Genomic DNA, 16,860 nt, shown 5'->3' on the forward strand with positions numbered 1-16,860 from the left:
GCCCTCAGCAGGCCACGTCGACGCCCCGGGCACGCAGGAACGGCGCCGGGTCGATCTGGCTCCACATCGCGCCCTGGTGCACCTCGAAGTGCAGGTGCGGGCCGGTGGAGTCGCCGGTGGAGCCCTCGTACCCGATGACCTGACCGGCCTTGACCTTGTCGCCGACGCCGACGGCGAGCCGGCTCTGGTGGGCGTAGTGGGTCAGGTAGCCGTTGTGGTGGTCGATGAAGACCGAGATGCCGTAGCCGTCGCCCACGTCGCCGGCCTTGACCACGGTGCCCGCGGCGGCGGCGTGGATCGGCGTGCCGGCCGGCATGGCGAAGTCGATACCGGCGTGCTGGGTGCCCCAGCGGGGCCCGTAGCAGGACGTGATGTCGGCGCCCTTCATCGGGATGACCCAGGTCGGCTTCTTCGCCGCTGTCTTCTTCTTCGGCTTCGGCTTGGGTTTCGCGGTCGCCGTCTTCTTCGGTGCCGGGCTGGTCGCGCTGGCGCTCGGGCTCGGTGAGGGGCTGGCCGGTACGGCGGACGGGGTGACCGGCTCGCGGGCCGAACGGTCGGCGCGGGCGGCGTCGTCGGCACGGGCCGCTGCGCCGAGGTCGACGGCGGCGGGCGTCGGGTCGGACGGGGCGGTGGTGACGACCACGCCGCCGATGCCGAGGCCGAGCACTGCTACCGCGCCGGTGACCACGTAAACGGTGCGCCGGGCGCGGCGCGGGCGCCGGTGCCGGGCGGGAGCGTTGTCCGGGGTGGGGCTGCTGTGCTGCACGGGATCCTTCATCGGTTTCGAGGGGCACGTGACCTCGAAATACTGGTGTCGGCGCAGGTGGCAGGGGGTATCGGGGGTGTGGAGCGGACGGCCTGCGCCGCCACCGCGCGTCCGGTTTCACACCGGTCGGCCCGTTCCGATGAAGAGACGATCATCGGTGGGTGTGCTCCCGCTCACATCCACCGGTGTGACCTGGCAGACATCGGCGCAGACGAAACCGCCCGGACCATGCGATCCGGGCGGTGAAGGGGCGGTACGGAGCGTCAGGACGCGGCTACGTCGCTGTAGAACTCTTCGGTTTCGAGCTGAATGTTCACTCCGCGATCGTTGAGGAACGCCACCGGGTCCTGCGGCTGGCCCTTGACATGGATCTCCAGGTGCAGGTGGGAGCCGTAGGAGTGGCCGGTGTTGCCGACCAGGCCGAGCTGGTCGCCGGCCTTCACCTGCTGGCCCTCCTTGACCGTCACGGTGGAGGAGTGGCCGTAGATGGCCTCGCTGCCGTCGGCGTGCTTGACGATGACGGCGTAGCCGTAGCCGCCGAACCAGCCGGCCTTGGTGACGGTGCCGGCGTGGACCGCCTTGTAGGGCGTGCCCTCCGGGGCGACCAGGTCGATGCCGGTGTGCAGCTTGCCCCAGCGCATGCCGTAGGGGGACTTGAAGTCGTAGCCGTGCAGCGGCAGGAGCCACGGGTCCTGCTCGGTGGCCTTGCTGTCGGTGCGGTCGGCGCGGGACGGGCGCTCCGCGCTGTCGGCGCGGGCGGCGGCGTCCTGGCTGGCGACCGAGGCCTGCCGGAGCTCGTCGAGGACCGACGGGCTGACGCTCTTGGCGTCGGGGAGGGCGTTCGCGCCGATGGCGACGATGCCGGCGCCGACGAACGCGGTGGTGACCACCGCGGCGTAGCGGCTCCGCGGGGGGGTGGGTACGCGGCGGCGGCCGCGATAGCGATCGGGCTCAGACGACAGGCGCTGGCGCACGCACACCCTCCGTTGTCGGGGATCCGATGCGACTCCGGACCGTTCGGTGAAGCTCGGTCGAACCTCCGGTGTCGCGTCGTCACCCGTCCGTGGACCTGATGACAACCGTGGACACGTTAGCCAACCGCCACTCCTGTCACAAGCCGAAGCGCCGAAATGCTGATTCGTTATGTCCAATTCCATCCGGCCTTGTCATATCTCGTGCCGCCGGTCGGATGGCCTGTCGACTGCCCGTTCGTCGCGGACAGTGACCGAACGGCGGAGGTGTCCGGCTTTCCGCGTACCCGGGTGGGCGGTAGGGGAGCGGCTCGTATGTGGGAAGGTCCGGCCCGGCTTCCCGCCTCCCGCCCGGCCGGGTTACCGTTCGTTCAGGTCAGGAGTGCCGGTGAAAGGTGTGCGCAGATGAGCTCTCGTATCCGGGTCGTCGTCGCGAAGCCCGGCCTGGACGGCCACGACCGGGGCGCGAAGGTCGTCGCACGCGCCCTGCGGGACGCGGGCATGGAGGTCATCTACACCGGCCTGCACCAGACGCCCGAGCAGATCGTCGAGACCGCGATCCAGGAGGACGCGGACGCGGTCGGTCTCTCGGTGCTCTCCGGCGCGCACATGACGCTGTTCAAGCGCGTCGTCGAACTGCTCACCGAGCGCGACGCCACCGACATCGTGGTGTTCGGCGGCGGCATCATCCCCGAGGCCGACATCCCGGAGCTGGAGCGGCTCGGCGTCGCGAAGATCTTCACCCCGGGCGCCACCACCGGGTCGATCGTCGAGTGGGTGCGGGAGAACGTGGCCCAGCCGGTCGGCTGACCGCCCTGCGTACCCGGCCCTGCGTTTCCGGTTCCGGGCACGGGGGAGGGGCCGGACGCACCCCTCACACGCCCGGCCCCTCTATGCACGATGCCCCGCCGCCACCCCTCGACCGACAGGGCATCGGCCGCTCCCGTCGTCGCGCTTGACCAGCGCGCCGACATCACACTCAACGACGCCCCCGACGGGCGGTTACGCCCCGGCCCGGACATCCCCCGGACGGCTGACGCCCGCGTGCGCCGGCGCGGCGGCGATCGGCCCGGCCGGCCCCGGCCTGTGCATTACCGCACACCCCGCACCCGCTCGGTTGCCGCCCGTTCCCATCTCGTTAGGCTGCGGCAAATGGCCTGTCTCATCTGATGACAGGCGTCAAACTGATTTTCCGAAGCTGGTGGCGGCGCGACGGCGCGCCGCGGAGACGGGACGGGACGCGCAATCGTGGACCTGTACGAGTACCAGGGGCGGGACCTGTTCGAGCGGCACGGCTTGCCCGTGCTCGCCGGCGGCGTCGCCACTACCCCGGAGGAGGCCCGCGCGATCGCCGAACGCCTCGGCGGCCGGGTGGTCGTCAAGGCGCAGGTGAAGGTCGGTGGCCGCGGCAAGGCCGGCGGCGTGAAGCTGGCCGAGGGCGCGGAGGAGACGGTGGCCCGCGCCACCGACATCCTCGGCATGGACATCAAGGGTCACACCGTCCACAAGGTCATGATCACCGTGACCGCGGACGTGGCCGAGGAGTACTACTTCTCGTACCTGCTCGACCGGGCGAACCGCACCTTCCTCTGCATCGCCAGCGTGGCCGGCGGTATGGACATCGAGCAGGTCGCGGCCGAGACCCCGGAGCGGGTCGTGAAGGCGCCGATCGACGCCAACACCGGCGTGGACGAGGCCAAGGCGCGCGAGATCGTCACCGCGGCCGGCTTCCCGGCCGAGATCGCCGACCAGGTGGTCGAGGTCGCGGTCAAGCTGTGGCAGGCGTTCGTGGCCGAGGACGCCACGCTCGTCGAGGTGAACCCGCTGGCCACCACCAAGGACGGCAAGCTGCTGCTCCTGGACGCCAAGGTCACCCTGGACGAGAACGCCGCGTTCCGGCACCCGGACCACGAGGCCCTGGTCGACCAGGCGTCGGTGGACCCGCTGGAGCAGGCCGCGAAGGCCAAGGACCTCAACTACGTCAAGCTCGACGGCGAGGTCGGCATCATCGGCAACGGCGCGGGCCTGGTCATGTCCACGCTCGACGTGGTCGCGTACGCGGGCGAGCGGCACGGCGGCGTCAAGCCGGCCAACTTCCTCGACATCGGCGGCGGCGCGAGCGCCGAGGTGATGGCGAACGGCCTGGAGATCGTCCTGTCCGACCCGTCGGTCAAGAGCGTCTTCGTCAACGTCTTCGGCGGCATCACCGCCTGCGACGCGGTCGCCAACGGCATCGTGCAGGCGCTGGCGCTGCTGGAGCAGCGCGGCGAGAAGGCCACCAAGCCGCTCGTCGTCCGCCTCGACGGCAACAACGCCGAGGCCGGTCGGGCGATCCTCGACGGCGCGGCCAACCCGCTGATCCAGCGGGTCGACACCATGGACGGCGCGGCCGAGCGGGCCGCCGAGCTGGCAGCTGCGGGGGTCTGACAATGGCTATCTGGCTGACCAAGGACTCCAAGGTCATCGTGCAGGGGATGACCGGTTCCGAGGGTTCCAAGCACACCCGGCGGATGCTCGCCGCCGGCACCAACGTGGTCGGCGGCGTCAACCCGCGCAAGGCCGGCACCACTGTCGACTTCGACGGCACCGAGCTGCCCGTCTTCGCCTCCGTAGCGGACGCGATGAAGGAGACCGGCGCGGACGTCACTGTCATCTTCGTGCCGCCGCAGTTCACCAAGGCCGCTGTGGTCGAGGCGATCGACGCCGGCATCGACCTGGCCGTGGTGATCACCGAGGGCGTGCCGGTGCACGACACCGCCGCGTTCTGGGCGTACAACCGGGCCCAGGGCGAGCGCACCCGGATCATCGGCCCGAACTGCCCGGGCATCGCCTCGCCGGGCGCGTCCAACGCCGGCATCATCCCGGCCGACATCACCGGCTCCGGCCGGATCGGCCTGGTCAGCAAGAGCGGCACGCTGACCTACCAGATGATGTACGAGCTGCGCGACATCGGCTTCTCCACCTGCGTCGGCATCGGCGGTGACCCGATCATCGGCACCACCCACATCGACGCCCTGGCCGCCTTCGAGGCGGACCCGGAAACCGACGCGATCGTCATGATCGGTGAGATCGGCGGCGACGCCGAGGAGCGGGCGGCCGAGTTCATCAAGGCCAACGTCACCAAGCCGGTGGTCGGCTACATCGCCGGCTTCACCGCCCCGCCCGGCAAGACCATGGGCCACGCCGGCGCGATCATCTCGGGCTCGGCGGGCACCGCCGACGCCAAGAAGGCGGCGCTGGAGGCGGTGGGCGTCAAGGTCGGCAAGACCCCGACCGAGACCGCCAACCTGATGCGGGAGATCATGTCCGGGCGCTGAGCGGACGACCGACGTGCCGAGGGGGCCGACCGGGGAACCGGTCGGCCCCCTCGCGTTCAGCGGTACCAGTACGGGTAGTACGAGTTGCCCCGGGCGCGCACGATGGCGCTGGCGACGATGTTGATCACACCGAACGCGATGGCCAGCCAGCCGAGCAACTGCGACTTGCCGTTGCGCCGGGCGTCGCGGATCGACAGCGCGCCGAAGACGATGCCCAGGATGCCGCAGCAGAACAGGCCGAAGACGATGCCGAGGACGCCCCAGAGCGTGGTCCGGTCCCGGCCGACGGCCGGTGGCGGCGGGGGCGGCGGATACGGAGCGTGCACGGCTTCCTCCGAGCGGTCGGCACCGCGACGGGAACGGTCGCGTCTGAGGCCGAGGCTAGACCGGATCACCGCCGCGGGACCGGGGTTCGGCGAACTCGCCACGCTGCCGACCCGGTATCGGACTGCCGTCCTCCGCGCGGCGTGCCAGAGTAGACACGATGTCACGCGTCACCCCTGACCAGCCCCGCCGTCCGGCCACCGGTCCCCCCGCCGGTGCCCGGCCGCCCGGCCGTGCCCGCCCGGCCGCCCGGGTGCCCGCGCCCCGATCGGGTGAGGAGCCCCGCAGCCGGGCCCCGCTGCCGGTCGCCGCCGGGGTGGCCGCGCTCTGGGCGGCGCTGACCTCCTGGCTGCCGGTCTCCGCCGTGCTGGGCCTCGCCCAGCTCAGCGAGGACGCCGGATCGTTCGGCGGCGCGTTGCGCGCCGGCCTGGCCGGCTGGCTGCTCGGGCACGGGGTGCCGTTACAGACCACCGCCGGTCCGCTCGGCCTGGCGCCGCTCGCGCTCAGCGCGCTCGCCGTCTGGCGGCTCACCCGCGCCGGGGTGCACGTCAGCCGGGCCGTCGGCGCGCGCGGAGCCGGCTCGCCCCGCCAGGCGCTCACCGTCGCGGTCGCGGTCGGCATCGGGTACGCGCTGCTCGGCGCGCTCGCCGCGTTCGCTGTCGACGCGGGCGGCCTGCGGGTCTCCCCGGTCACCGCCGCGCTCGTGTTCGCCGCGTTCGGCGTACCGGCCGCCCTGGTCGGCGCGCTGCGCACCACAGGCGTGTGGGCGCTGCTGGCGGCGCGCTGCCCACCGCCGGTGCGCGACGGTCTGCGCACCGGACTGGTCGCGGCGCTGCTGCTGTGCGGCGCGGGTGCCGGCGCGGCCGGGCTGGCGGTGGCCACCGGTGGCGGCGACGCGGCCGACATGATCGGGGCGTACCGGACCGGGGTGGCCGGTCAGGCGGGCATCACCCTGGTCAGCCTCGCCTACGCGCCCAACGCCACCGCCTGGTCGGCGAGCTATCTGCTCGGTCCCGGGTTCGCGGTCGGCACCGACACCGCCGTCCGTACGAGTGAGGTCTCCGTCGGCGCGCTGCCGGCCGTACCGTTGCTGGCCGGCCTGCCGCGTGGCCCGATGGACGGGCTGGGCGGCGCGCTGCTGGCCGTGCCGGTGCTGGCCGCGATGGCGGCCGGCTGGCTGCTGGCCCGGCGGCTGCTGCGCGCGGCGGCCGAGGACCGCGCCGAGGTGGGCTGGCCGGCGCTGCTGTTGCCGGCCGTACTCGCCGGCCCGGTCGCCGGCGCGCTGCTCGGGCTGTTCGCGGCGGCCTCCGGCGGGTCGCTCGGTGGTGGCCGGCTGGCCGAGATCGGGCCGTCGCCGTGGGCGGTGGCCGTGGTGGCCACGCTCGTGATCGGGGTGGGCGCGGTGCTGGGCGCCGCCGCGACCCGCACGCTGACCCGCACCCGCTGACGCGCCGGGGCCACCCGCACGCTGACCCGCACCCGCTGACGCGCCGCCGCCACCCGCACGCTGACCCGCACCCGCTGACGCGCCGGGGCCGAGAGACGCGTCAGGGGCGCCCACCGGTCGGTGGACGCCCCTGGACGGCGGACGATCAGGGCTGAGCCGGCAGGCTGACGTTGGCGACGATGCCCAGGATGATCAGGATGATGCCCAGGCCGGCGCCGACCGCGCCGCAGATCAGACCGGTCTTGGCCTGACCGTCGTTGTTGGCGAGCCCCTGCGCGGCCTTCTGGCGGCCCAGGTAGCCGGTGACGACAGCGGCGATACCGAGCGGAATGCCGAGGTAGAAGCAGCAGACCAGCGGGATCGAGGCGATACCGAGGATCATGGACACGAGGCCCAGCGTGTTGTTCGGGGTCTGACCCGCCCCGGCCGGGTAGCCGGCGCCCGGGTACTGCGGCGCGGCGCCGTACGGCTGCTGCTGCTGCGCGTACGGGTCCTGGCCGTAGGCGGGCTGACCCGACGTGGGCTGGCCGTACGGCTGGCCAGAGGTCGGCTGCTGGCCGTACTGGGGCTGCTGCCCGTACTGGGGCTGCTGGCCGTACTGCGGGGCCTGCGGCGGCTGGGCGTACGGGTCGTGCGGCTGGGCGTTCGGGTCCTGGTTCGGCTGCTGGCCGTACGGGTCCTGTCCGGGGTAACCGGGCTGCATGTCTGGGTGCTCCTCAGGTCGGTTCGGGTTGTCGGTCAGTTCGTGCCGCTGTTGCTGACGAGACCAGCCAGGCCGCCGAAGAGGCAACACACCACGATGATGCCGATCCAGACCAGGCCGACGATGACGGCCCACTTGGACCACTTCTTGGACTCGGCGGCGGCGGCCTGGGCGCCCGCGTAGTCACCCTGCTGGATCAGCGGGTTGACCTTGGACGCGTTGATGATGGCCGGGATCGCGAGCGGCCAGAACAGGAAGATCGCGACGATGGACATCGTCATGTTGTTGTCGATCTGCTGCGGCTGCTGCGGGGGGTATCCGGGCTGCATGCGAAGTACTCCTCGGTCCGGCGGCACGCGGCGTGCCGGTCTCTTCGTGGGGGTGCGGGCCGGGCACGGGGCCGGACACCGGGCGACCGGCAGCGTACCGCGATCACGCCACCGGGGACGTCACCCGATGGGCTGCCGCCCCGCGGCCGGGCCGCCTGACCTGCCCGATAGGGTTGCCCGGTGACCGAGCCCGCGTCCGTCGCCCGCCTCGTCGTCCTCGTCTCCGGTTCCGGCAGCAACCTCCAGGCGCTGCTGGACGCCACCGCCGACCCCGGGTACGGCGCCCGGGTGGTCGCCGTCGGCGCCGACCGGGACGGGATCGCCGGCCTGGACCGGGCCGCCGCCGCGGGTGTGCCGTCCTTCGTCGAGCGGGTCAAGGACCACCCCACCCGCGCCGACTGGGACAAGGCGCTCACCGCGCGGGTCGCCGAGCACCGGCCCGACCTGGTCATCAGCGCCGGGTTCCTCAAGCTGGTCGGCCCGGAGTTCCTGGCCGCGTTCGGCGACCGCTACCTCAACACGCACAACACGCTGCTGCCGGCGTTCCCCGGCATCCACGGCCCCCGCGACGCGCTGGCGTACGGCGTCAAGGTCACCGGGGCCACCCTGTTCTTCGTCGACGCCGGCATGGACACCGGCCCGATCGTGGCCCAGGTCGCCGTGCCGGTGCACGACGACGACGACGAGGACACGCTCACCGAGCGCATCAAGTCCGCCGAGCGGCGCCAGCTCGTCGAGCAGGTCGGCCGCCTGGTCCGTGAAGGTTGGACGATCACCGGCAGAAAGGTCACCATCCCGTGAACGCCACTGAGGACGCCGGCCGCCGCCCGATCCGGCGCGCGCTGGTCAGCGTCTACGACAAGACCGGCCTGGCCGAGCTGGCCCGCGCCCTGCACGAGGCCGGTGTGGAGATCGTGTCGACCGGGAGCACCGCGTCGACGATCTCCGGCGCCGGGGTGCCGGTGACGCCGGTCGAGCAGGTCACCGGCTTCCCGGAGATCCTCGACGGGCGGGTCAAGACGCTGCACCCGAAGATCCACGGCGGCCTCCTCGCCGACCTGCGCAAGGACGCGCACACCGCGCAGCTCGGCGAGCACGGCATCGCCGGCATCGACCTGCTGGTCAGCAACCTCTACCCGTTCCAGGCCACTGTCGCCTCCGGCGCCGACGCCGACGAGTGCGTGGAGCAGATCGACATCGGCGGTCCGGCGATGGTGCGGGCCGCGGCGAAGAACCACGCCTCGGTGGCGGTGGTGACCGACCCGGCCGCGTACCCGGCGGTGGTGGCCGCGCTCGCCGAGGGTGGCTTCACCCTGGCCCGGCGCCGGGCGCTCGCGGCCCGCGCGTTCGCCGACATCGCCGACTACGACGTCGCGGTGGCCGACTGGTTCGCCACCACTGTGTCGCCGGCCGAGGACGGCTGGCCGGAGTTCGCCGGGCTGGCGCTGCGCCGCCAGGCGGTGCTGCGGTACGGCGAGAACCCGCACCAGGCGGCGGCGCTCTACACCGACCCGGGCGCGCCGGCCGGGCTGGCCCAGGCCGAGCAGCTGCACGGCAAGGAGATGTCCTACAACAACTACGTCGACGCGGACGCCGCCTGGCGGGCCGCGAACGACTTCCCGGACCAGCCGGCGGTGGCGATCATCAAGCACGCCAACCCGTGCGGCATCGCGGTCGGCGCGGATGTGGCCGAGGCGCACCGCAAGGCGCACGCCTGCGACCCGGTCTCCGCGTTCGGCGGTGTGATCGCGGTGAACCGGCCGGTGAGCGTGGAGCTGGCCGGTCAGGTCGCGGAGATCTTCACCGAGGTGCTCGTGGCGCCGGGCTTCGACGAGGGCGCGCTGGAGGTGCTGCGGGCCAAGAAGAACATCCGGCTGCTGCGGGCGCCCGCGTTCGCCACCCGGCCGGCCGAGTGGCGGCAGGTCAGCGGCGGCGTGCTGGTGCAGATGCGGGACGCCGTCGACGCGCCCGGCGACGACCCGTCCGGCTGGACGCTCGCCACCGGCGACCCGGCCGACGCAGCGACCCTGCGCGACCTGGCGTTCGCCTGGCGGGCGGTACGCGCGGTCAAGAGCAACGCGATCCTGCTGGCCCGCGACGGCGCCACAGTCGGTGTCGGCATGGGACAGGTCAACCGGGTGGACTCGGCGCGGCTCGCGGTCAGCCGGGCCGGTGACGAGCGGGCCCGCGGCTCGGTCTGCGCCTCCGACGCGTTCTTCCCGTTCGCCGACGGCCCGCAGATCCTCATCGACGCCGGGGTGCGTGCGATCGTCCAGCCGGGTGGCTCGATCCGGGACGAGGAGACCATCGCGGCCTGCAAGGCGGCCGGCGTGACCATGTACCTCACCGGCACCCGGCACTTCTTCCACTGACCGGTCCGGCGTCCGGGTGCGTCAGCCGTCCACAGGGCGGACCCACCCGGACGCCGTGCCGTTGCCCGCCGCCGGAGGCGGTTGCTAGCGTGTGCGCGGCGACGATCGACCGTCTCCGCTGTCTGTGAGCCCGGCAGGTGTGCCATGCGCGTTCGCGACCGGTTGACCGCCGTCGTCGTCACGCTGGCGTTCGTCCTGGCCGGACTCGGATCGGCCACCGCGCCCGCGGTCACCGCGCCGGCCGCCGCGGTCGTCGAAGCGCTCGCCACCGCCGCGCGGTCCGCTCCCGCCACCGCACCACATGCCGAAGCGCCCGCCGCCGCGCAGCCCGCTGCTGCTGCCGCCTCGGCGAGCGGAACGAGCCCGGCCGCGCTGCGTGCCGCGTACCCCGGAATCTCCTGGTCGGAGCTCGCCGCCGGGCCGTGGCACGGCCACGGCGGCGGCCTCGGCTACGCCGACGGACCGGACGACCTGGACCCGGCCGCGCTCCCGCGCGTGGCCGGCCCGGCCGCGCCGGAACCCGTCGTACCGGCGCCCCGGCCCCCGGTCGTGCCGCTGCCGCCGCGCGGTCCGCTCGCCGCGCGCGCCCCGCCGGCCGCCTGAGCCGCACCGAACCCGTAGCCCGCACCGGGACACCGCGCTCGCGCCGCACCGGAACCCGCCGCGTCGACCCGGCGGTTCCGCCGCGAGCTGCCGTCCACCGGTACGGCGGCGCGCCTCACGCCGCCGGGTGGGCCTCGGGTTCGTCCCGGGTTCGCCTTCCGCACGCGTGCCCGCATCGGAGGCCCCGCCCCCTCTTCCTCCGGGGGACGGGGCCTTCGTCGTCACGCCTTGGTACGTACCTCGGCGAAGTGGCAGGCGCTGGGGTGCGGGTCCGCCGCGCGGGGCACCGCCTGCGGGTCCTGGGTCGCGCAGACCTCCTCGGCCTTCCAGCAGCGGGTCCGGAAGTGGCAGCCGGAGGGCGGCTCGGCCGGGCTGGGCACGTCGCCGGTGAGCCGGATGACGGTCCGCCGGTCGCGGGCCTCCGGGTCGGGCACCGGCACCGCCGAGAGCAGCGCCTGGGTGTACGGGTGGGTCGCGCGCTGGTAGATCTGCTCCTCGGTGCCGATCTCCACGATCCGGCCCAGGTACATCACGGCCACCCGGTCGGAGATGTGCCGCACCACAGACAGATCGTGCGCGATGAAGATGTAGGACAGCCCCAGCTCGTCCTGGAGCTGTTCCAGCAGGTTGATCACCTGGGCCTGGATCGAGACGTCCAGGGCCGACACCGGCTCGTCGCAGACGATGATCTCGGGCCGCAGCGCGAGCGCCCGGGCGATGCCGATGCGCTGCCGCTGGCCGCCGGAGAACTGGTGCGGGTACCGGTTGACGTGTTCAGGGTTGAGGCCGACCACGTCCAGCAGCTCCTGCACCCGCTGCCGCCGGCTGCGCTTCGGGGCGGCCTCCGGGTGGATCTCGAACGGCTCGCCGATGATGTCGCCGACCGTCATGCGCGGGTTCAGCGAGGTGTACGGATCCTGCATCACCATCTGCATGTTCCGCCGCAGCCGGCGCAGGTCGGCACCGCCGGCCCGGAGCAGGTCGCGCCCCTCCAGCGTGACCCGCCCGGCGGTGGGCGTCTCCAGGCGCATGAGCAGCCGGGCCAGCGTGGACTTGCCGCAGCCGGACTCGCCCACCACGCCGAGCGTCTCGCCGCGCCGCAGCTCGAACGAGACGCCGTCGACGGCCTTGACCTGGCCGATGGTCTTCTTGAACAGCACGCCCCGGCTGATCGGGAAGTGCTTGACCAGCTGGTCGACGGCGAGGATCGTCTCGCCGCGCACCTTGGCGGGTTCAGCCGTCGCGGTCATCGTGCACCTCCTGGGCGAAGTGGCACGCGCTGGTCCGCCCGTCGCCGAGCACCAGGTCGTGCGGCACCTCGTCCACACAGACCTGCTGGACGTACGGGCACCGGGGGTGGAACGGGCAGCCGGACGGGATCGCCATCAGGTTCGGCGGCAGCCCACGGATGCTGGACAACGCCTGGCCGCGCACGTCCAGGCGCGGGATCGACTCCAGCAACCCCTTGGTGTACGGGTGGGCCGGCGCCCGGTACAACGCGTGCACGTCGGCGTGCTCGACGATCCGGCCCGCGTACATGACCGCGATCCGGTCCGCCACACCGGCGACCACGCCCAGGTCGTGGGTGATGAGGACGAGCGCCATGCCGAGGTCGCGGCGCAGGTCGGCCAGGAGGTCCATGATCTGCGCCTGCACGGTGACGTCCAGCGCCGTGGTCGGTTCGTCGGCGATCAGTACCTTCGGGTCGAGCGCCAGGGCCATGGCGATCATGACCCGCTGGCGCATGCCGCCGGAGAACTGGTGCGGGTAGTCGCCGAGCCGCTTCGCCGCGGCCGGGATCCGGACCAGGTCCATCAGCTCGACGGTGCGCCTGCGCGCGTCGGCCCGCGACATCCCGGCCCGCTCGCGCAGCGACTCGCCGATCTGCCAGCCGACCGGGAAGACCGGGTTCAACGCCGACAGCGCGTCCTGGAAGATCATCGCGATCTCGGCGCCGCGTATCCGCCGGCGTTCCTCCTCCGGCCGGGTGAGCAGGTCCCGCCCCTGGTAGAGGATCTGCCCGGCGCGCACGTACGCGGGCGGGGTGTCCAGGATGCCCATGATCGCCTGAGCGGTGACGGACTTGCCGGAGCCGGACTCGCCGAGCACCGCGAGCGTCTCACCGGCGTCCAGGTGGTACGTCACCCCGTTGATCACGCGGGCCACGCCCTCGCGGGTGCGGAACTCGACGTGCAGGTCCCGTACCTCCAGCAGGTGCCCGCCGGGCGGGGTGGGTGAGGCCGGCGTGGGCCGGACCGCGTTCTGCGTCATGAGAAGTCACCGGAGCTTCGGGTCGAAGGCGTCGCGGATCGCGTCGCCGAGCATGATGAAGGCGAGCACGGTCAGGGCGAGGAACGTCGACGGCACGATCAGCGGCGTCGCCGACTCCCGCATGTGCACCCGGCCGGCGTCGATGTCGATGCCCCAGGAGATGGTCGGCGCCTTCAGCCCGATGCCGAGGAAGCTCAGTGTCGCCTCGGCCGCGATGAACGACCCGAGCGCGATGGTGAGCACCACGATGGCCGGGGCGAGCGCGTTCGGCAGGATGTGCCGCCACATGATCCGGCCGTTGCCCGCCCCGAGCATCCGGGCCGCCGCCACGTAGTCCTGCTCCCGGGCGGTGATCACCGAGGAGCGGACCACCCGGGCCGCCGTCGTCCAGCCGAGCAGCGCCAGGACGAGGATCACCGCGAACAGCCGTACCGTGTCGCCGCTCGTGCTGACGCGCTTGAGCAGCACGATCGCGGCCAGCAGCAGCGGGATGCCGAGCACGATGTCGATCACCCGGGACAGCACCGCGTCGACCCACCCGCCGAAGTAGCCGGCGAGCATGCCGACGACGAGGGCGATCACACCGGTGATCAGCGCGGAGAACGCACCGACGAGCAGCGAGGCGCGGGCGCCGTAGACCGCCCGGGCGAATGTGTCGCAGCCCTGGAAGTCGTACCCGAAGATGGCTCCGCCGGACGGCCCGGCGTGCTGCCGCGACAGCACGCAGTCGCGCGGGTCGTTGGCGGCGAACAGCCCGGGCGCCACCGCCATCGCGGCGACCAGCACCACCAGGAGCAGGCTGATCCAGAAGACCGGGTTGCGGCGCAGGTCCCGCCAGGCGTCGCCGGCCAGGCTGCGGGCCCGGTCCGGCCGCCCGGCCCGGCCCGGCGTGCCCGGCTCGCCGGAGACGCCGCGCCGCGCGGCCTGGTTCTCCGTGGCCGCCACTGTCTCGAAGTCGCTCACTGCGGCACCTCGCTGCGCTCACTCATAGCGGATCCTCGGGTCGAGGACGGCGTAGAGCACGTCCACCACCAGGTTGGACAGCAGGTAGACCACGACGAGCACGCTGACGATGCCGACGACCAGCGGGCCGTCCTCGGTGCGGATGCCGCGGAACAGGTTGAAGCCGACGCCCGGGACGTTGAACACGCCCTCGGTGATGATCGCGCCGCCCATCAGGTTGCCCAGCTCGACGCCGAGGAAGGTGACCACCGGGATGAGCGAGTTGCGCAGGACGTGCACGGCGACGATCCGGCGTCGCCGCAGGCCCTTGGAGCGGGCGGTCCGGACGTAGTCGGCACGCAGGTTCTCGGTCACCGAGGTACGCGTCAGCCGCAGCGCGGTGGCCAGGGACAGCGAGCCGAGGACGATGCCTGGCAGCAGAAGCGCGTAGAAGGACGGCTGGGCTCCGGCGGTGGGCGGGAAGACCGGCCAGCGTACGCCGAGGAAGTACTGGGCCAGCGGGGCCAGCACGATCGTGGGGATGCCGAGAACCAGCAGCGTGAGCACGAGCGTGGCGTGGTCGAACACGCCGGAGCGCCGGATCGCCGCGATCACGCCCGCGGTGACCCCGAAGATCACCGTCACCGCCATCGCGATCACCGCGAGCTTCACGGTGACCGGCCAGGCGGCGGCGAGGATGTCGCTGATCTGCCGCCCGGTCAGCGACTGCCCGAGGTCACCCTGGACCAGGCCGCCCAGATAGTCGAAGTAGCGGTAGAAGAAGCCGCCGACGCCTGTCGCGTCCAGGTGGTACTTCTCGGTCAGGTAGGCCCGCTGCGCGGCGGTCACCGGCCGCTCCCCGGCGAGGGCCTGGATCGGGTCGCCCTGCCCGGCGAACATCAGCGCGTAGACGATCAGAGTGGTCCCGAAGAAGGCGAGGACCATCTGGAGCAGTCGCCGCAGGATGAACCGGAGCATGCTGGCAAGTCTGCCGAAACCGGGCTAAATGCGTGCCAATGCGAGGGCCGGGCCACCCGTGGGGGTGGCCCGGCCCGTCAGCGGGGTGTCAGGCGCGTTCGATCTTCAGCAGGTCCACCCGGTCGAAGAGGTCCACGTGGACGTTCTTGACCTTGGTCGAGTGGCCGAAGTTGTTCTGCCCGTACCGCAGCGGGATCACCGGCATGTCCTGCGCGAGCAGGTCCTCCGCCGCCTGGTACTTCTTGATCGCCTCGTCCTCGGTCGCCGCCCGGGCGCCCTCGGCGAGCAGCTTGTCGAACTCCGGGTTGCTGTAGCCGTAGTAGTTCGACGAGCCGGTGGTGCTGTACAGCGGGCCGAGGTAGTTCTCCATCGACGGGTAGTCCATGACCCAGCCCATCCGGAACAGGCCGACCGGCTGCTTTTGCTTGAGCTTGGTCAGCAGGTCCGCGAACTTCGGCTCGGCGGTGCCGACGCAGTCCACGCCCAGGTTGGCCTTGAGCTGGTTGCAGGTGGCGTCGATCCAGTCCTTGTGGCCGCCGTCGCCGTTGTAGGACAGCTCGATCTTCTTCGGGCCGCCCGCGGCCTCGTACATGGCCTTGGCCTTGACCGGGTCGAACGCGCCGGCGGTGCCGATCGTGTTCTCCCGGTAACCGGCGACCACCGGCGAGACGAACGAGCGGGCCGGCTGCTGCGAGTCCTTGAAGATCGACTTGGTGATCTCGTCCCGGTCGATCGCCATCGAGATCGCCTTGCGCACCTCGGGCTTGCTGAACTCCTCCTGGAACGTCGGGAAGGCCAGCACCTGCAGCGACGAGGCCGGGCTCTGCTGGAAGCGGTCACCCAGGTCGGTCGCGGCGGTCGACAGGTTCTCGGTCGGGATCGTCTTGATCACGTCGAGGTTGTCCGACAGCACGTCCGCGTACGCGGCGGTCGGCTGCTGGTAGATGCGGAACTCGACGCCGCCGACCTTGGGCTGCTGGCCCGGGAACGCGTCGTAGCGCTCCACCTCGACCTTGGCGTCGTGCTGCCAGTTGCCCTTCATCTTGAACGGGCCCTGGCCGATCGGCGCCTGCTCGTAGCCCTCGGCGAGCACGCCCGGAGCGGAGAAGGCCGCCTCGGGCAGCGGGTAGAAGGCGGTGTAGCCGAGCATGGACTTGAAGTCCACGTACGGCTGGCTGAGCGTCACGGTGAAGGTCAGGTCGTCGACCTTCTTCAGGCCGCTCATCGTCGTCGCCTTCGGGCTCTCGCCCTGGAGGTCGTCGTAGCCGGCCACCTTCTCGAAGAAGTAGCTGGAGTTCTGGCCGTTCGGCGCGTAGGCGCCGTAGTTCCAGGCGTCGATGTAGTTGTCGGCGGTGACCTTCTCGCCGTTGTGGAACGTGTAACCGGGCTTCAGCTTGATCGTCCAGACCTTGTTGTCGGACGTCGTCACCGAGTCGGCTGCCACCTCGTGCGGCTTGTTCGCCTCGTCGTAGTCGACGAGCGGGCTGAACAGGGCCGACAGGACCTGGGAGCCGCTCGTCTCGTTGGTGTTTGTCGGCACGAGGTGCTGCGGCTCGGCGATCTCGATACGCACGGCCGCGTCGGAGTCGCCGGCACCGCCACCGCCACCGCCCGAGCCGCAGGCCGTCAGGCCGAGCGTCACCGCGAGCGGGAGCGCGGCCCAGGCCGCGAGCCTACGAACACGCATGGAGTCTCCTCATCTCCTCACGCTGCGCTGTCGTCCCGACGCTGGGTGACTCTGCGCAACGAGCGGTAACGGTAGGTCGCGATCCGGCCCGTCGACAACTGGTGCGTGGTCAACTGATGACGGATCGTGTCTGGCGCGCCTTGCCGCTGC

General features: G+C 72.2%; 17 protein-coding genes. 7 read left to right on the top strand and 10 right to left on the bottom strand.

The window, feature by feature from the left end; genetic code table 11:
- Positions 1-4 precede the first annotated feature (4 nt).
- Positions 5-778: a M23 family metallopeptidase gene (locus tag V6U82_RS11680; protein ID WP_128136736.1), complete on the bottom strand. Its 774-nt coding sequence runs from the start codon at positions 776-778 to the stop codon at positions 5-7.
- Positions 779-1,029: 251 nt separating this feature from the next.
- Positions 1,030-1,740 (bottom strand): M23 family metallopeptidase, encoded by a 711-nt coding sequence (locus V6U82_RS11685; protein ID WP_334460898.1) that lies wholly within the window; start codon positions 1,738-1,740, stop codon positions 1,030-1,032.
- 402 nt (positions 1,741-2,142) lie between these two features.
- On the opposite strand from V6U82_RS11685, the gene V6U82_RS11690 reads away from it, so the two are divergent.
- The 3 genes from V6U82_RS11690 to sucD all read left to right on the top strand — a co-directional run bounded on the left by V6U82_RS11690 (position 2,143) and on the right by sucD (position 5,054).
- The gene (locus V6U82_RS11690) at positions 2,143-2,547 is read left to right on the top strand and encodes a cobalamin B12-binding domain-containing protein (RefSeq protein WP_013288515.1); all 405 of its coding nucleotides are present in this window, start codon (positions 2,143-2,145) and stop codon (positions 2,545-2,547) included.
- Between the two features lie 438 nt (positions 2,548-2,985).
- Positions 2,986-4,164 (top strand): ADP-forming succinate--CoA ligase subunit beta, encoded by a 1,179-nt coding sequence (gene sucC, locus V6U82_RS11695; protein ID WP_091426175.1) that lies wholly within the window; start codon positions 2,986-2,988, stop codon positions 4,162-4,164.
- Between the two features lie 2 nt (positions 4,165-4,166).
- Entirely contained in the window at positions 4,167-5,054 is an 888-nt protein-coding gene (gene sucD / locus V6U82_RS11700; protein ID WP_013288513.1) for a succinate--CoA ligase subunit alpha, read from the top strand.
- Between the two features lie 56 nt (positions 5,055-5,110).
- Here sucD and V6U82_RS11705 read toward each other — a convergent pair whose 3' ends face one another.
- Positions 5,111-5,380: a hypothetical protein gene (locus V6U82_RS11705; RefSeq protein ID WP_043328358.1), complete on the bottom strand. Its 270-nt coding sequence runs from the start codon at positions 5,378-5,380 to the stop codon at positions 5,111-5,113.
- 158 nt (positions 5,381-5,538) lie between these two features.
- Between V6U82_RS11705 and V6U82_RS11710 the strand changes: the two genes are divergently transcribed.
- A complete protein-coding gene (locus tag V6U82_RS11710) occupies positions 5,539-6,825 on the top strand; it encodes a cell division protein PerM (RefSeq protein ID WP_334460899.1) in 1,287 nt (428 codons plus the stop codon).
- 145 nt (positions 6,826-6,970) lie between these two features.
- On the opposite strand, the gene V6U82_RS11715 is transcribed toward V6U82_RS11710, so the two are convergent.
- On the bottom strand, positions 6,971-7,528 hold the full coding sequence (locus V6U82_RS11715; RefSeq protein WP_334460900.1) for a DUF4190 domain-containing protein: 558 nt from the start codon (positions 7,526-7,528) through the stop codon (positions 6,971-6,973).
- Positions 7,529-7,563: 35 nt separating this feature from the next.
- Entirely contained in the window at positions 7,564-7,857 is a 294-nt protein-coding gene (locus V6U82_RS11720) for a CD225/dispanin family protein (protein ID WP_128138793.1), read from the bottom strand.
- Between the two features lie 180 nt (positions 7,858-8,037).
- Between V6U82_RS11720 and purN the strand changes: the two genes are divergently transcribed.
- The 3 genes from purN to V6U82_RS11735 all read left to right on the top strand — a co-directional run bounded on the left by purN (position 8,038) and on the right by V6U82_RS11735 (position 10,832).
- Positions 8,038-8,658: a phosphoribosylglycinamide formyltransferase gene (gene purN, locus V6U82_RS11725; RefSeq protein WP_128138792.1), complete on the top strand. Its 621-nt coding sequence runs from the start codon at positions 8,038-8,040 to the stop codon at positions 8,656-8,658.
- Positions 8,655-10,229: a bifunctional phosphoribosylaminoimidazolecarboxamide formyltransferase/IMP cyclohydrolase gene (gene purH, locus V6U82_RS11730; protein WP_334460901.1), complete on the top strand. Its 1,575-nt coding sequence runs from the start codon at positions 8,655-8,657 to the stop codon at positions 10,227-10,229. Before purN ends, purH begins: the two co-directional genes overlap by 4 nt.
- Positions 10,230-10,373: 144 nt before the next feature.
- The gene (locus V6U82_RS11735; RefSeq protein ID WP_334460902.1) at positions 10,374-10,832 is read left to right on the top strand and encodes a hypothetical protein; all 459 of its coding nucleotides are present in this window, start codon (positions 10,374-10,376) and stop codon (positions 10,830-10,832) included.
- 221 nt (positions 10,833-11,053) lie between these two features.
- On the opposite strand, the gene V6U82_RS11740 is transcribed toward V6U82_RS11735, so the two are convergent.
- From V6U82_RS11740 to V6U82_RS11760, 5 genes are all read right to left on the bottom strand, one after another.
- Positions 11,054-12,082 (bottom strand): ABC transporter ATP-binding protein, encoded by a 1,029-nt coding sequence (locus V6U82_RS11740; protein ID WP_334460903.1) that lies wholly within the window; start codon positions 12,080-12,082, stop codon positions 11,054-11,056.
- Positions 12,066-13,103, bottom strand: coding sequence for an ABC transporter ATP-binding protein (locus V6U82_RS11745; RefSeq protein WP_334460904.1), 1,038 nt, complete (start codon positions 13,101-13,103; stop codon positions 12,066-12,068). The genes V6U82_RS11740 and V6U82_RS11745 overlap by 17 nt, the downstream gene beginning before the upstream one ends.
- Positions 13,104-13,109: 6 nt before the next feature.
- Positions 13,110-14,066, bottom strand: coding sequence for an ABC transporter permease (locus tag V6U82_RS11750; protein ID WP_071097812.1), 957 nt, complete (start codon positions 14,064-14,066; stop codon positions 13,110-13,112).
- An 18-nt stretch (positions 14,067-14,084) separates the two neighbouring features.
- Positions 14,085-15,023: an ABC transporter permease gene (locus V6U82_RS11755; protein WP_128138430.1), complete on the bottom strand. Its 939-nt coding sequence runs from the start codon at positions 15,021-15,023 to the stop codon at positions 14,085-14,087.
- A gap of 88 nt (positions 15,024-15,111) precedes the next feature.
- Positions 15,112-16,710 (bottom strand): peptide ABC transporter substrate-binding protein, encoded by a 1,599-nt coding sequence (locus V6U82_RS11760; protein WP_128138431.1) that lies wholly within the window; start codon positions 16,708-16,710, stop codon positions 15,112-15,114.
- Positions 16,711-16,860: the final 150 nt, after the last annotated feature.

This window comes from Micromonospora sp. CPCC 205554 (assembly GCF_036902745.1).
Classification (GTDB): domain Bacteria; phylum Actinomycetota; class Actinomycetes; order Mycobacteriales; family Micromonosporaceae; genus Micromonospora; species Micromonospora tulbaghiae.

Excerpts from the sequence above, each read along its gene's own strand:
- V6U82_RS11715 (WP_334460900.1), bottom strand. The coding sequence starts at position 7,528 with ATGCAGCCCGGTTACCCCGGACAGGACCCGTACGGCCAGCAGCCGAAC.
- V6U82_RS11760 (WP_128138431.1), bottom strand. The coding sequence starts at position 16,710 with ATGCGTGTTCGTAGGCTCGCGGCCTGGGCCGCGCTCCCGCTCGCGGTG.
- V6U82_RS11690 (WP_013288515.1), top strand. The coding sequence starts at position 2,143 with ATGAGCTCTCGTATCCGGGTCGTCGTCGCGAAGCCCGGCCTGGACGGC.
- sucD (WP_013288513.1), top strand. The coding sequence starts at position 4,167 with ATGGCTATCTGGCTGACCAAGGACTCCAAGGTCATCGTGCAGGGGATG.
- V6U82_RS11740 (WP_334460903.1), bottom strand. The coding sequence starts at position 12,082 with ATGACCGCGACGGCTGAACCCGCCAAGGTGCGCGGCGAGACGATCCTC.
- V6U82_RS11720 (WP_128138793.1), bottom strand. The coding sequence starts at position 7,857 with ATGCAGCCCGGATACCCCCCGCAGCAGCCGCAGCAGATCGACAACAAC.
- V6U82_RS11745 (WP_334460904.1), bottom strand. The coding sequence starts at position 13,103 with ATGACGCAGAACGCGGTCCGGCCCACGCCGGCCTCACCCACCCCGCCC.
- V6U82_RS11710 (WP_334460899.1), top strand. The coding sequence starts at position 5,539 with ATGTCACGCGTCACCCCTGACCAGCCCCGCCGTCCGGCCACCGGTCCC.
- V6U82_RS11680 (WP_128136736.1), bottom strand. The coding sequence starts at position 778 with ATGAAGGATCCCGTGCAGCACAGCAGCCCCACCCCGGACAACGCTCCC.
- V6U82_RS11735 (WP_334460902.1), top strand. The coding sequence starts at position 10,374 with ATGCGCGTTCGCGACCGGTTGACCGCCGTCGTCGTCACGCTGGCGTTC.
- V6U82_RS11755 (WP_128138430.1), bottom strand. The coding sequence starts at position 15,023 with ATGCTCCGGTTCATCCTGCGGCGACTGCTCCAGATGGTCCTCGCCTTC.